Origin of the sequence: Arthrobacter alpinus, assembly GCF_001445575.1 — a bacterium.
Taxonomy (GTDB): Bacteria; Actinomycetota; Actinomycetes; order Actinomycetales; family Micrococcaceae; genus Specibacter; species Specibacter alpinus_C.
Genome location: NZ_CP013200.1, coordinates 146,664 through 160,504, shown reverse-complemented (window position 1 = coordinate 160,504; position 13,841 = coordinate 146,664). Strand labels below are relative to the sequence as shown.

11 protein-coding genes are annotated in these 13,841 nt (G+C 60.5%); 5 read left to right on the top strand and 6 right to left on the bottom strand.

What is annotated here, in order from left to right:
- Positions 1-11: 11 nt before the first annotated feature.
- Complete coding sequence (locus AS189_RS00625; RefSeq protein ID WP_062285527.1) at positions 12-2,147, top strand: alpha-galactosidase; 2,136 nt, start codon at positions 12-14, stop codon at positions 2,145-2,147.
- A 116-nt stretch (positions 2,148-2,263) separates the two neighbouring features.
- Here AS189_RS00625 and AS189_RS00620 read toward each other — a convergent pair whose 3' ends face one another.
- Positions 2,264-3,286, bottom strand: a complete 1,023-nt coding sequence (locus AS189_RS00620; RefSeq protein WP_062285525.1) for a LacI family DNA-binding transcriptional regulator — start codon at positions 3,284-3,286, stop codon at positions 2,264-2,266.
- A 190-nt stretch (positions 3,287-3,476) separates the two neighbouring features.
- On the opposite strand from AS189_RS00620, the gene AS189_RS00615 reads away from it, so the two are divergent.
- The 4 genes from AS189_RS00615 to AS189_RS00600 all read left to right on the top strand — a co-directional run bounded on the left by AS189_RS00615 (position 3,477) and on the right by AS189_RS00600 (position 8,719).
- Positions 3,477-5,504 (top strand): beta-galactosidase, encoded by a 2,028-nt coding sequence (locus AS189_RS00615; protein ID WP_082633921.1) that lies wholly within the window; start codon positions 3,477-3,479, stop codon positions 5,502-5,504.
- Positions 5,501-6,418, top strand: a complete 918-nt coding sequence (locus AS189_RS00610) for a carbohydrate ABC transporter permease (RefSeq protein WP_062285524.1) — start codon at positions 5,501-5,503, stop codon at positions 6,416-6,418. Before AS189_RS00615 ends, AS189_RS00610 begins: the two co-directional genes overlap by 4 nt.
- 95 nt (positions 6,419-6,513) lie before the next feature.
- Positions 6,514-7,341 (top strand): carbohydrate ABC transporter permease, encoded by an 828-nt coding sequence (locus AS189_RS00605; protein WP_062285522.1) that lies wholly within the window; start codon positions 6,514-6,516, stop codon positions 7,339-7,341.
- A 52-nt stretch (positions 7,342-7,393) separates the two neighbouring features.
- Positions 7,394-8,719 carry an ABC transporter substrate-binding protein gene (locus AS189_RS00600; RefSeq protein ID WP_062285520.1) on the top strand — a complete coding sequence of 442 codons (1,326 nt, stop codon included), beginning with the start codon at positions 7,394-7,396 and terminating at the stop codon, positions 8,717-8,719.
- Positions 8,720-8,910: 191 nt separating this feature from the next.
- On the opposite strand, the gene AS189_RS19175 is transcribed toward AS189_RS00600, so the two are convergent.
- The 5 genes from AS189_RS19175 to AS189_RS00570 form a co-directional block, all read right to left on the bottom strand.
- Positions 8,911-9,621: a DUF4232 domain-containing protein gene (locus AS189_RS19175; RefSeq protein WP_082634459.1), complete on the bottom strand. Its 711-nt coding sequence runs from the start codon at positions 9,619-9,621 to the stop codon at positions 8,911-8,913.
- A gap of 255 nt (positions 9,622-9,876) precedes the next feature.
- Positions 9,877-10,584, bottom strand: a complete 708-nt coding sequence (locus tag AS189_RS00585; protein ID WP_062285516.1) for a YcnI family protein — start codon at positions 10,582-10,584, stop codon at positions 9,877-9,879.
- Between the two features lie 73 nt (positions 10,585-10,657).
- Positions 10,658-11,326: a hypothetical protein gene (locus tag AS189_RS00580; RefSeq protein ID WP_129587107.1), complete on the bottom strand. Its 669-nt coding sequence runs from the start codon at positions 11,324-11,326 to the stop codon at positions 10,658-10,660.
- Between the two features lie 34 nt (positions 11,327-11,360).
- Positions 11,361-12,989 (bottom strand): sensor histidine kinase, encoded by a 1,629-nt coding sequence (locus tag AS189_RS00575; RefSeq protein WP_082633919.1) that lies wholly within the window; start codon positions 12,987-12,989, stop codon positions 11,361-11,363.
- Positions 12,980-13,819: a response regulator transcription factor gene (locus tag AS189_RS00570; protein ID WP_082633917.1), complete on the bottom strand. Its 840-nt coding sequence runs from the start codon at positions 13,817-13,819 to the stop codon at positions 12,980-12,982. Before AS189_RS00570 ends, AS189_RS00575 begins: the two co-directional genes overlap by 10 nt.
- Positions 13,820-13,841: the final 22 nt, after the last annotated feature.

Below are 13,841 nucleotides of genomic sequence, written 5' to 3'. Positions count from 1 at the left end.
AAAACTAATAAATGAATTCTGACTTTTCCTACACGCAGCTGCATCGCGGCGGCACCTCAGTCATTGTTGATCTGAGCACAGCAGGCCTCCCTACGATCATCCACTGGGGGCCAGAAACAGGCGTCCTTTCCCCGGATGAGCTGAGCGCCCTCGCCGTAGCCTCCCGTCCCCAACGTGTATCGGGTGGTATCGACGTCCCCGCACGGTTGACGCTCCTGCCCCAAGAAGTGTTTGGGTGGCAGGGCTCACCGGCCCTCCTCGGTCAGCGCAATGGCACAGCATGGGCCAGTGCATTAAGCACGACGGCGGTCACCTCCACCGCTAACAGCCTCACCATCACCTCCGAGGACTCCGCAGCCGAACTGCGCTTGGTCACCGAACTGGCCCTCAGCTCCCATGGTGTGCTGCACCAGCGGCACACCCTGACCAACCTGGGCTCCACTGCTTATCAGCTGCACCAGCTGGCCACACTCTTCCCGTTGCCCGCGACGGTCACCACCATTCAGGACGCCACTGGGCGCCATTTGAAGGAACGGACCGCCCAGCAGCGTCCGCTCACCGTCGGTGCACACGTGCGCGAAAGCCGCCGAGGCCGTCCCGGCGCAGACGCAACGCTGCTCATGCTGGCCGGGTCTGCCGGCTTTGGCCATCGCAGCGGCCTGGTCCACGGCGTCCATCTGGCCTGGAGCGGCAACCATCGGCTCAGTGCTGAACGCACCATTACCAGCGACAACTTCCTCACGGCCGGAGAGCTGTTGCTGCCCGGCGAAGTAGTGATGGCGCTAGGGGAAAGCTACTCCACTCCCTGGGCACTCGGCTCCTGGGGCATCGGCTTGGACGAGTTGTCTGGGCGTTTCCATCAAGATCTGCGCCAACGCCCGCAGCATCCCTCCCGCCCTCGCCCTGTCACACTGAATACGTGGGAGGCCGTCTACTTCGACCACGATCTCGCAACCTTGTCGACTCTGGCAGACAAGGCCGCTGCCGTTGGCGTGGAGCGTTTTGTCCTTGACGATGGCTGGTTCCTGGGCCGCCGCGACGACACCGCAGGGTTGGGTGACTGGTTTGTTGATCCCGAGGTGTGGGCCGAAGGCCTGGGCCCGATCATCAATCACGTCCACGAGCTCGGCATGGAGTTTGGCCTCTGGTTTGAACCCGAAATGGTCAATCCTGATAGTGAGCTGGCCCGTAACCATCCCGACTGGATTCTCCACGCCGACGGCCGCTGGCCCGCGAGCGGTCGCCAGCAACAAGTGCTCAATCTTGCCCACCCGGCTTGCTTTGACTACCTGCTCGAACGCATCAGTGCCATCCTGGGCGAGTACCCCATCAGCTACATCAAGTGGGACCACAACAGGGACCTGTTGGACGCCGCCGATCCCCGCACTGGCCACGCCGCCGTCAGGAACACCACCTTGGCGCTGTACCGTTTGCTGGCTGAGTTGAAGTCCCGGCACCCCGAGGTTGAGATTGAAAGTTGCGCCTCCGGCGGTGCCCGTGTGGACCTGGGCATTCTGAACTATACCGACAGGATTTGGACCAGTGACTGCATCGACCCGATCGAGCGGCTCGACAACCAAGCCAACACCGGTCTACTGATCCCTTATGAGCTGATGGGAGCCCATATTGGTGGCCCCATCTCACATTCCACCCGCCGCCAACACAGCCTGGGATTCATGGCCCGCACAGCCATCTTTGGCCACTTCGGCATCGAATGGAACATTACCGATATCAGTGAGGCGCAAACCGCGGAACTTGCTCGGTGGGTGGGCTTCCACAAAGACAACCGGGAACTGTTCCACACAGGAGTCTCGGTACATGCAGATCTCGCCGATCCCGCCTTGGACCTTCGGGGTGTGGTGGCCCAGGAGGGCGAATGCGCTATCTTTGCCCTCACCCAGCGCGAAGCGTCCATGACCTACCCTTCGGGTCGGATCACCCTGCCCGGGTTGTCCCCCGATCGTCGCTATCGCGTGAGCCTGTCGCATCCTCTCGATGACGAAGTTGGCAATGGGCAATCCCCGCTGGACTGGCCACTGCACGAGAGCGTGCTCTCGGGCACGGTGCTGGGCACGGTAGGTATTCAGGCACCTGTCCTTTTCCCGGAACAGTCGGTGCTCATCATGCTCAGCCCGGCTGACGTCTAAGCGGCACGAACAAGATAAACGAATAACACAGCTAACTGGTGGGCGGGCTCTTGAAAGACCTGCCCACCAGCTCAACGGGAGCTGCCCGCCAGCGGAGAGTGCCGCCGTCGTTCGGTTCAGACGGATTCGCGCCACACGATAGTGGTATCCAAGTACACCCCGTCCCGGTTGATCTCCTCACCCCTCAACTGGGCCAGTACCAGCTCGGCGGCTTTCGCGCCGAGCTCCGAGGCGGGCTGGCGCACCGTGGAGAGTGGGGGATTGGTGCGCTGCGCCCAGATGCTGTCATCGAAGCCGACCACGGCAATATCCTCGGGCACTCGGCGACCAATCCGTTGCAGAACGCTCAACGCGCCGGCAGCAACGGCGTCAGAGGCAGCGAAAACCCCGTCGATGGTGGGGCAAATTTCAAGTAGTTCGCGCATGCCGGCAATGCCAGCGTCAAAGGAGAAGTGCTCCACCTTCGCCACGAGTTCCGGGCGATAGTTCGATCCCAGGGCATCCGCAAAACCGGCAAGTCGATCGGCTCCCGCCGCGCGCCCCAAGGCAGCAGCGATCATGCCGATCTGAGTTCGCCCGGAGGCTTTGAGCCGTGCCGTAATTTCTGCGGCAGCCTTCTTATTGTCGATGGACACGAAGGGAAGCGGGCGATGATTGGGTGGCAGCCCCACAAAAGCCGAGGCCATGGCCAGCTGCTCAATGAGCTCTGTGATGGGATCATTCTCGCTCGCTGAAATGACAATTGCGCCGTCGATGGATCCGCCGTTGAGGTACTGCCCAATCCTGTTGACATCTAGCTCGGAATCAATAATCAAACACACCATTTGGTACCCGGCTTGGGAGAGCACGGTATTCGCCCCGAGCATGATTGAGCCGATGTTGGGATCTTCCAAGAACAGTGCATGTGGCTCGTGAATGAGCAGCCCCACGGCTTGAGAGCGTTGCCGCACCAAGTTCCGGGCAGCCATGTTGGGAACATAGCCAACTTCCTTGATGGCCTTATTGACGGCAACCCGTGCCTCATCAGAAACATAGGGTTCGCCGTTGAGGACCCTACTCACTGTTCCCCGCGAAATCCCTGCAACCGTTGCGACATCAAGTATGGTTGAGCGCTTTTTTCTGCCGGGTGAAGGAGTCATTCCCCCACCTTACCGGGGCTATGAAGCAAGCCGATATCGAGAATAACTTGACAACTTTGTGACGTCGACCATAGTCTGTGTACGTTCACAGGAAATCCAGTCGCCGCAGTGGCCGCTCGAATCTGTGAACGTTCACAGAGGCGTGAGGCGCTGGCTGTGAATCATCACTTCGCACCACGTAAGGATTTTCATGCACAGCACACACGAGGGGCCTCCCCGTCCAATCATCGATTTGGATACCGGAATGGCCTTTGGGTGCGACTACAACCCGGAACAATGGGATCCGGCTGTTTGGGTTGACGATGTTGCCGCGATGAAGCAGGCAGGCGTCAACTTTGTTGCTATTAATATTTTTGGCTGGTCACACCTCGAGCCACGCCAAGGTGAGTACAACTTCACCAACCTCGATGCCATCATCGACTTGCTCCATGCAAACGGCATCAGCATCAACTTGGGAACGGCAACTGCCTCGCCCCCGCCCTGGCTGACAACCACTTTCCCCGAGGTTCTGCCCAAGGTCGAAGATGGCACCCGGCGGTACCCGGGCGGCCGGCAGGCGTTCTGTCCCAGCTCACCAATCTACCGCCAGCATGCCGCCCTGCTCGTGGAGCAAGTAGCCCAGCGCTACGGCAGCCATCCCGGCGTCGCACTGTGGCATGTGTCCAACGAAATTGGTTGCCACAACGCGCACTGCTACTGCGAAACCTCCGCTGAAGCATTCCGTGACTGGCTGATGAAGCGCTATGAGAACCTCGATGCACTCAATACAGCGTGGGGCACCGATTTCTGGAGCCAGCGCGTATCCGACTGGAGCGAAATCTGGACGCCCCGGCTTACCCTCTCCAGCCGTAATCCCGGCCAGAGCATGGACTTCCGTCGCTTCAGTAGCGAGGAACTGCGCAGCAACTACCTGCTCGAAGCGGACATCATTCGCCGCCACAGCGACATTCCCGTGACCACCAACTTCATGGTGACAGCCCACATCCGCAACATGGACTACTTCACGTGGACAGCGGACATGGACATCATCGCCAACGATCACTACCTAGATCACCGTCTGGGTGAACCCACCACGGAGCTGTCGTTCTCCGCAGACCTCACCCGAGGACTGGCCAAGAATGCGCCCTGGATTCTGATGGAACACTCCACCGGCGGCGTGAACTGGCAGCCGCACAACCTGGCCAAGGAGCCGGGCGAAATGATGCGCAACTCCTTGGCCCATGTGGCCCGCGGCGCCGACGGCGTCTGCTTCTTCCAGTGGCGTGCTTCCCTTCAGGGTTCTGAGAAGTTCCATTCCGCCCTCATGCCCCATGCTGGCAAGGACAGCCAGCTCTGGCGTGACGTTGTGGAACTGGGCGAAACCGTTGCCGGTTTGGCCGAGGTTGTTGGCAGCCGGGTTGAATCCAACGTTGCCTTCATGTTCAGCTGGGAATCTTGGTGGGCAGTAGATGCCGAAACGCGTCCTTCCGCCGCAATTTTCTACTTGGAACAGGCTCACGCGATCTATGCTGCCTTCCATGCACAGGGCGTCACCGTCACAATGGTTGCCCCGGGCGCTGACCTGAGCGGATTCTCGCTCGTCGTCGTCCCCACCCTTTACATGATCTCCGATGAACACGCCGCACAGATCAATGATTATGTGCACGACGGCGGTCACGCAGTAGTCACCTTCTACAGTGGAATCGTTGACGAAGAAGACCGCGTACGCACCGGCGGCTACCCGGGTGCTTTCCGGGATATGCTCGGGATCCGCACGGAAGAATTCGCACCCTTGCTTCCGGAGCAGGTTCTTGAACTCTCCGATAGCCGGACGTCCTCGCTCTGGGCCGAAAAGACCACCTTGCACGGGGCTACCGCCGTCACGTCGTACGTTGCTGGGCCAACGCCCGGCGGCGCTGCCGTCACGGTCAACGATTTTGGCCAAGGACGCGCCTGGTATCTCGGAACCGTCTTGGACAAGGATGGTTTGAGCGCCGTGGTCCGCAACGCGCTCGACGGCGCAGGCGTAGCACCGGTTGCCCCTGAAGCTGACGCCACCCTGGAAATGGTGCGGCGCTCGGGTGCGGACAACTCTTACTTGTTCGTCATCAACCACAGCCAGGAAGAGCGCAGCGTGGCCACCACGGGGCACGAGATTCTCACCAAGACTGACATTTCCCAGACACTTACGGTTCCCGCGGGATCCGTACGTGTAATCCGAGAGGAAGTAATGCCATGAGCCGCACTGAACTGCTCAACGCTGAGCCAGCGGTGCTTGGAAACCGGAAGCCGAAGAACAAATTCAAGAAAGCGATCGTACTCTTTGTAGCACCGTTCGGCGTGCTCTTCCTCTTGTTCTACTTAGCTCCCATCAGCTACGCCCTCTATCAGTCATTCTTGAAGGTGGACCGGCAAGGCACCTTCGGGAAGGCACAGGAAGTATTTGGTGGCTTCACCCAATACATCGCCGTTTTCCAGAACGGCCCCTTCTGGGAATCAATCGGCAGGGTTTTCTTGTTCGGCGCTGTGCAAGTTCCGGTGATGCTGGGTTTGGCGCTGCTCTTTGCTTTACTGTTGGACTCTCCGTTGGTCCGAGGCAAGAAATTCTTCCGCTTAGCGTTCTTTGTACCGTACGCAGTTCCGGGCGTCATCGCCGCCATCATGTGGGGCTTTCTATACTCGCCTAACCTGTCCCCGTTCACAGAGGTCACCAGCAAGATCAATTTCCTCTCGGCTGACTTGGTCTTGTGGGCCATGGCCAATGTGGTCACCTGGGTCTTTGTTGGCTACAACATGCTGATCATCTACTCGTCGCTGTTGTCCATCCCGACGGAAATCTATGAGGCCGCACGGCTCGACGGCGCCGGCCAGCTTCGCATTGCGCTGTCCATCAAGATACCGCTGGTGACTCCTGCCATCGTCATGACGGCCATCTTCTCCATCATTGGAACGCTGCAGCTTCTAGCCGAACCTCAGGTTTTCCGCACGTTCAGCTCCGCGGTCAACAGCACCTTCACGCCTAACCTGGCGGTTCTGACTACCTCGTCCATCCCGAATATCCACCTGGCCGCGGCTATGTCTGTTGTCCTGGCGTTGACAACCTTCATTTTGTCTTTCGCCTTCCTTAAGTTCACCCACCCGAAGGGCAACTGATCGTGAACAAGCAAGTAACGAGCCCTTCGAAGCCGAGCAGCCGACGGCGTGACCCCGCCTTGACCTATTCAAAGGCCCGCGGCCCCCGCGAGCAGATGCTCCCGCGCATGGGCGCCATGCTCATCATGGCGGTCTTTGCCTTTTACTTCCTCATCCCGATCTGGTGGCTTTTCGTTTCCGCAACGAAATCCAAGGGCGATCTAACCAGCACCAACCCGCTCTGGTTCTCAGAATTCAACTTCTTCGAGAACGTCGGCAATGTCCTGACATACCGCGACGGCGTATTCCTACGCTGGATCGGCAACAGCCTGGCATACGCCGGCGGTGGCGCACTGATAGCTACGGTGCTTGCCGGAATGTGCGGTTACGCGCTGGCTAAGTACAGCTTTAGAGGCCGGGAGCTGATCTTCAATGTCATTCTTGGAGGAGTGCTGGTTCCGGCAACAGCCTTGGCCCTCCCACTGTTCCTCATGTTTAGCCAGATCAACGCGACCAATACCTTCTGGGCCGTATTCCTGCCCAGCATCGTGAGCCCGTTTGGCGTCTACTTGACCCGAATTTATGCTGGTTCCAGCGTCCCCGACGAGCTCATGGAAGCCGCCCGATTGGATGGCGCCAGCGAAGTGCGCACCTTCTTCAGCGTTTCAGTGAAGCTGATGTTCCCGGCTTTGGTCACCGTTTTCCTCTTCCAATTCGTTGCGATTTGGAACAACTTCTTCCTCCCGCTGATCATGCTGCGCGATGAGGCAAACTTCCCCGTTACCCTCGGGCTTTACACCTGGAACTCCCAGATCAACCAGATCCCTGAGCTCCGGATGTATGTACTGGTCGGCGCACTGCTATCGATCATTCCGCTGATCGTGGCGTTCTTGTTCCTGCAGCGCTTCTGGCGCAGCGGACTGGGCGCAGGCTCAGTCAAATAGTTTTCACCCCAGCATTTTCTTATCCCTTTAAAACAATCACTTCAAGGAAGAAATGAAACCCTTTAAAAGCGCCATTGCAGTCGCCGTCCTTTCAGCCATTGCCCTCACCGGGTGCTCAAGCAGCGAATCGGCCGACACCGCTGGTTCCGCAATCGAGTGCACGCCCTCGAGCGGCCCGGTAACACTGTCCTTCACATCCTGGATTCCTGGGATTGAAGACGTGGTTGATGTTTGGAATAAGGCCAATCCAGAAATCCAGGTCAAGGTTCAGACCGGGCCTAACGGCAACAGTGGAACGTACCAGAACTTCTTCAACCAGCTCAAGGCCGGCAACGCCCCGGACCTTGGGCAAGTTGAATACGACGCACTGCCCAACTTCCGCGTTCAGGACGGCCTGACAAACATTGCCGCGTGCCAGGACGTTGCCGATGCCGAGAGCTCCTTCATCCCGTGGGCCTGGAATCAGGTCAGTTTCGGCGAAGAGAACGCCGCCTACGGAATCCCCCAGGACACCGGCCCCATGGCACTGTTCTACCGCAGCGACCTCTTCAAGAAGAACAACATTGCGGTTCCCACCACGTGGGAAGAGTTCGAAAAAGCTGCCGTTGAAGTCCGCAAGACCGGCAGCTACATCACCAACTTCTCACAGAACGATGTCAATCAGTTTGCCGGCCTGGTGTGGCAGACGGGTGACACCTGGTTCAAGAACGACGGCGACAAGTGGAACGTCTCGCTGGCCGGCACGGGAAGCACCACCGTTGCTGACTACTGGCAGGATTTGATTGACCGCGACCTCGTTTCCAGTTTTCCCGGATGGACGTCCGAGTGGGACAACGCCTACAACACGGGCAAGGTCTGGAGCTGGAACTCTGCAGTGTGGGGCGCAAACTCAGTTGCTTCCGGTGCACCTGACACCGCAGGAAAATGGAGCGTTGCTCCGATGCCTCAGTGGGAGAAGGGCGATAACACCAGTGGTAACTGGGGCGGTTCCTCAACCGTTGTCTTCAAGGGATCTGAGCACCCTTACGAGGCCGCCAAGTTTGCGCTCTGGCTCAACACCTCAAGCGAATCCCTGACCATGCTTAATGAGTCTGCAAACCTGTACCCGGCTACTACAGCCGGTCTGGACCTGCCTTCGCTGAAGGAAGGCGTTGAATTCTACGGCGACCAGAAGATCTACGACGTCTTCGCGGCTTCGGCGAACCAGGTTTCCAGCACATTCGTGTGGGGCCCGACCATGACTCAAACCTACAACAGCGTTTCAGACGGCTTCAAAGCAGCCGTCACCGGAAAGGGGACCCTTGTGGATTCCTTGAAATCAGCTCAAGAAGCAACCATCAAGGAGCTGAAAACTCAGTCAATTCCCGTTGCTGAGTAGTTACCTTATTGCCTAAGTAAGTGCCGTTCAGGCAAATAAAAGAGAACTGGTGGCCCACAGGAATACCTGCGGGCCACCAGTTCTCTTTTAAATTCAGTGGGAAATCAATGCATCCGCAGTTTTTCGCAGACGATGTTCCGCCACGATAGCGGCGAACCGGCCCAAAATCCGGCAATATCCGGTGCAGGCCGCTAGGGCATGAACGCGCCGATCGAAAGCAGCTTGACGTCGTCATTGCTGCACGCCGTCAACGGGTGCCCAATTTCAAGACTGTCGGTGGCGCTGGGCGGGTAGACAAGGATGGAGCCGGCCTGCACGCGCTGGCAGTTCTGGTAATTGCCTGCCTGGGTATAGCGCAGGGTGGCTGCCGCGCTCTGGCCCGGTGTCAGCGTGATGGGTCCGTTAGACGGCGCCGCAGGATCCCGATCCGCGGGTGCCCCGATCGGAGTTTTGCTGCCCGCGGCCACCATGGAGACGCCCGGGTAGCCGTCCAGAATGCAGGCGGCCCCCGACGCATTCGTCACCACCAGCTTCATATAGATATGACCTGCCGCGCCGCCGCCACTGTCATCGAGGGAGCCCTTCAACGAGGCTGCCGGACAGAGTTCGGTGGCTTGGTCTGTGGGGGCTGGGCTTGCCGTGGTTTCCGGGCTGCTTGGGCTTGCCGCGGACGACGGCGTTTCCTCCGCCGTGGAGGCAGCGGAACTTGCGCTGGGGCTGGGGCTGGGGCTTGGGCTGGAGGTTGCGGGGCTGGAGCTCGTGGAACCCGTGGCGGTAGGCGATGGTGCCGGAGTCCCTGGGCTGCACGCAGCCAGCGAGCCGCTCATCCCGATGACCGCGGCAAGGGCAAGCCCCGTTCCCCACTGGCGTCGGTTGGAAGTGGTCCGCTGAGAGGTAGTCATGCCACCACTTTTGCGCCGATCGATCCACTCGTCAACCAAGGCGCGCCGCACAAACCCAGTTGCCTGCACGTTTGCCGACATTTCCCGGCGCATCCGCCGGCCGCCGCGCATGCCCCCGCCTTCTGCGCATGTACGGACGTGCGCAGAATGCGGGGAGATACGCAGCGGAGCCGGCGCAGAAGCGGGGACGTGCGCAGATGGCGAGGAGATAAGCGGCGGACTCGGCGCAGAAGCGGGGGAGCCGGGACGGTGCCGCTACGCCTTTTTAGTGCTTCGCATGAAGGCCAAGCCGCCTAGGATCAGCCCAGCCAACCCCGCACCCAAGCCAGTCCATGTAGCCCAGGAGGGGCCGCCGTCGTTCTTCTGTGCAACATCAGAACTGGTGGCGGCGGTGGCTCCGTGGCCGTCGTGGGAATCCTCCGCCACGGCCTTCGTGACGGTGAAGGAAGGGGCGGGGGCATCGACTGAATCGTGGTCGGCACCTGCGGCCGGGATGTCCTTCCAGTCGGTCTGACCCGTTTCACACTTCTGCAGGGTCGGGAAGTTCAGGGTGGTCCCGGCGGCGTCCGGCAGCTGCAGAGAGAGCGTGAAGGTGTCGCGCTCGTGGTCGATCAGCGGAGTCTTAGCCGTGTAGGTGATGGACGCGGTGCGCTCGCTGATTTTGCTGCCGTTGGCCAAGGTGCGGGGGGTGTCCAGCTTCTGCGTGGCCGTGCTGATGGTCCAGTTCGGGTTGACCGTGGGGGTGGCCTCGTTCAGCTCATCGGGCAAGGTGATGGTCATCGAGGTGGTGGAAGAACCGTCGCAACCGTGGCCCACAGCAAACGTGACCAGAGTGTAGGCGCCAGCGGCCGTTTCCGAGGGAGTGGCGCTGACGTGAGCCGATGCGCTGCCCAAGCCCACCAACATCAAAGTACTGGTGGCGCCGACGGCGAGGGTGGTCTTGAGGGTACGAGAAAAACGCATAATGAAAACCTTTCGAACGCGCAGATGCGCAAAAGAATACAGGGATGGCACCCTGCGATGAGTTCGAAGGGTGCTAGGCGAAAACTGCTGCCGAAAGGGGCGGTCCGCGGCGCGTATCAGGGCGTAAATTGCGCCATGGAGGTCGTGGCAACCGGCGAGGCACCACGGTAGAAGGCACCGATTGCACCGCAACCACCAGGACCACGGTGGCAGATTGGTAGATCGGGCGGAGCCAGTTCGCCAGGGACCAGAGGGCGTTTTCGCCGTAAGCCAGCAGGCCCGCTGTGGCGAGAGCTGCCGCGAGGTGGGCGGCCCACATCCAGCCAGCGAGAGGCCCGGAATGGCTCAGTATTTCCATGTCTGCCGGCGCCATGCCGGGTGTTGTAAGACCTGGTGCAAATGCGGCAGCCAAGACGGCAGAATCGTGCGCCTCGGCTGACATCCCGTGATGGTTCAGTGCTTGCGCGCCGGGGACAAGCAGTGTGTGGGCACCGTGCGAGAGGGTTTCAAAGCCCTGGTGCAGGACCATTTGGCTGCTGGCCAGCAATGCCATCATGACGGGTAGGGTCAGTTTGAACTTAGTGGCCACAGTGGTGCACAAGATGTGTAGGGCCAGCAAGGCGACCATGATGGCCGGTGCGGGCAGCGTACCGCCGGCAACCAAGTGCGCTGCGGCCGCCAGACCAAGGATGGTGGCGCCCACAAGAGTAGTTCGGAGCAGCCTAAAGGGAGCGTGTGGCACGGGGGCTCCCTTCGAATCGGCTAGTGGATATAGCTTAGCGAGGAAAAGTTCCCTGTTGCACCTCGGGAGATCCGGGGGTTGCGGCGGAGGCGGGTGCCGTTGCAGCACCCGGCGCCCTGCTCGGAGCTGTGGCCGACGCTGTTGCCGGCGCGAAGCGCCCTGCTGCTCCTGCTTTCCCGGGCAGGCGCACGGTGAAGGTGGTGTTGCCAGGCACGCTGGTGACAGCTACTGTTCCATGGTGTGCGCGCACAATGCCCTGCACAATACTCAGACCTAGCCCGGTACTGCCGGAGGTGCCGGTTCGGGCCTGATCTGCGCGCGAGAACCGGTCAAAGACCACGCTCTGAAACGCAGAGTCGATGCCGGGTCCGTTGTCACTGACCTCCAACAGGCACCAGTCATCAGGGGTGTTGGACAACGCTGCGTGGACAGCCGTTCCGGCCGGGGTGTGCTTGGCGGCGTTCGCCAGTAAGTTCAGCAATACCTGGCGCAGGGCCGTGTCCTCGCCCAAAACCTCAACGGGTTCATCGGGTACGGCAAAGCTCCAGGTGTGATCGGGGGTGGCCACCTGAATATCGCGGACGGCTTCCATAACCAGTGGGCTGATGTTCACTACGGTGGGGGCGCCCATCAGTTTTCCGGGCGCTCCGGTACCGGTGGCGCCGGCCAGCCCGGTCTCGTCGAGTCGGGCCAACGTCAGCAGGTCCTCCACGAGCCGGCTCATCCGCACCGATTGATCCTGCACACGGTCCAGTGACGTTTGGCCGTCCGGAGTCAGCTGCTCGGTCATGGCCAGCAGTTCGGCATAGCCGCGGATTGCGGTCAGGGGTGTGCGCAGCTCGTGGCTGGCATCGGCCACAAAGCGGCGCAGCTTGGTCTCGCTGTGCTGCCTGACTTGGAGTGCATGAGAAACGTTATCCAGCATGGCGTTGAACGCGTGGCCAACATTGCCCACCTCGGTGCCTGGGTGGGCCGCGGCGTCGGGGACCCGGGCGCTTAAGGCGACCTCTCCGGCGTCGAGCCTGAGCGTTGAAACTTTGGTGGCGGTGTCCGAGAGTTGCGCGAGCGGGCGCATGCTGCGGCGGATGATGGCTGTGCCGGCCCAGCCCAGTGCCATAAGTCCGGCCAACGAAACCAGCACAATCGAGAGCACTAGCGTAGACAGCGTTTGTTCGGTGGCGGCGAGGGGCAGTCCGGTGATGAGGCTGTCGCCGTTGGGCACTGCTTGCGCCTGCAGCCGGTACTCGCCGATGGAGAGATTCTTGGTGCTCAGTCCGCCGTCAGATGAGAGGCTGGCGAGGATGTCGGCGTCGGCCGTGGTGAGCTGCTGGCGTGCACCCGTGCCGGAGAGGATGGCCGCATAATGTACGACGCCGTTGCTCAAGACCGCGCTTAGCTGGCCTGCGCTGGTGGCACGGGCATTGAGTGGGTCCGGCCGGCCGGAACTGGTTTGGCTGGTGTAAAAGGAGACGGTGCGCACGGAGGCTTGCTGCAGGGAGGAATCGAGCTGACTCCTGACGGTCATGCTCAGAGCCGAGTAACTCACCATGCCCACCAGGACGCAAATGACCGTGAGCAGGGCCAACATGACGGCTACCAGACGGGTGCTCAGGTGCCAGCTGGTGGGGTGGATGAGCTTGCGCGTTGTGCTGCCTATTGACATGGCTTGATCACGTAGCCGGAGCCGCGAACAGTGTGCAGCATCGGTTCCCTATTGGCGTCGACTTTCTTGCGCAGGTAGGAGATATAGAGCTCCACAATGTTGCTCTGACCGCCGAAATCGTAGTTCCAGACGCGTTCCAGAATGCGGGCTTTGCTCACCACATGACGCGGGTTTTCCATGAGGAACTTGAGCAGTTCAAATTCGGTAGCTGTCAGGCTGATGTCGGCGCCGTCGCGCTGCACGGCCTTGGTGTCCTTGTTGAGGGTCAGATCTCCTACGGTGAGGAAGCCGAAGCTGGGCGCAGTGATGCCGGAGCGCTGGACAATCCTGTGGAGCCGCAGCAGGACTTCCTTCATGCTGAACGGTTTGCTGACGTAATCGTCGCCACCGGATTGCAGGCCGCTGACCTTGTCTGCGACGGCGTCCTTGGCTGTCAGAAACAGTGCGGGGACCTCGGGGTAAATGGTGCGGATCCGTTGGAGCAGTTCCACGCCGTCCATCCCGGGCATCATGATGTCCAGCACCAAGACGTCTGGGACAAATTCGCGGGCGATCTTTAACGCCTCAAAGCCGTCGTGAGCCGTGGCTACCTCCCAGCCGGTGATTTCCAAGCCGCGGCGCATCAGATCTGCCAGCTCGGGCTCGTCATCCACTACCAGGGCGCGGATGGGTTCGCCGTCGGCGCGGGTGAGCTTGGGCAGAGCGGCGGGTGCTGCTGAAGCCTGGGCTGAACCCCGTGCGCGTGGCTGCGCCGGTGCTACCACTGATGCCGCCGTGTTTACCGGCGTGCTTGCTGGGGTGTATGCCGGGGGCGAGGACGGGAGTGTCATGTCTTTATTCTCTGGTATCGGC

Excerpts from the sequence above, each read along its gene's own strand:
- AS189_RS00610 (WP_062285524.1), top strand. The coding sequence starts at position 5,501 with ATGAGCCGCACTGAACTGCTCAACGCTGAGCCAGCGGTGCTTGGAAAC.
- AS189_RS19175 (WP_082634459.1), bottom strand. The coding sequence starts at position 9,621 with ATGACTACCTCTCAGCGGACCACTTCCAACCGACGCCAGTGGGGAACG.
- AS189_RS00615 (WP_082633921.1), top strand. The coding sequence starts at position 3,477 with ATGCACAGCACACACGAGGGGCCTCCCCGTCCAATCATCGATTTGGAT.
- AS189_RS00600 (WP_062285520.1), top strand. The coding sequence starts at position 7,394 with ATGAAACCCTTTAAAAGCGCCATTGCAGTCGCCGTCCTTTCAGCCATT.
- AS189_RS00620 (WP_062285525.1), bottom strand. The coding sequence starts at position 3,286 with ATGACTCCTTCACCCGGCAGAAAAAAGCGCTCAACCATACTTGATGTC.
- AS189_RS00625 (WP_062285527.1), top strand. The coding sequence starts at position 12 with ATGAATTCTGACTTTTCCTACACGCAGCTGCATCGCGGCGGCACCTCA.
- AS189_RS00570 (WP_082633917.1), bottom strand. The coding sequence starts at position 13,819 with ATGACACTCCCGTCCTCGCCCCCGGCATACACCCCAGCAAGCACGCCG.
- AS189_RS00605 (WP_062285522.1), top strand. The coding sequence starts at position 6,514 with ATGCTCCCGCGCATGGGCGCCATGCTCATCATGGCGGTCTTTGCCTTT.
- AS189_RS00575 (WP_082633919.1), bottom strand. The coding sequence starts at position 12,989 with ATGTCAATAGGCAGCACAACGCGCAAGCTCATCCACCCCACCAGCTGG.
- AS189_RS00585 (WP_062285516.1), bottom strand. The coding sequence starts at position 10,584 with ATGCGTTTTTCTCGTACCCTCAAGACCACCCTCGCCGTCGGCGCCACC.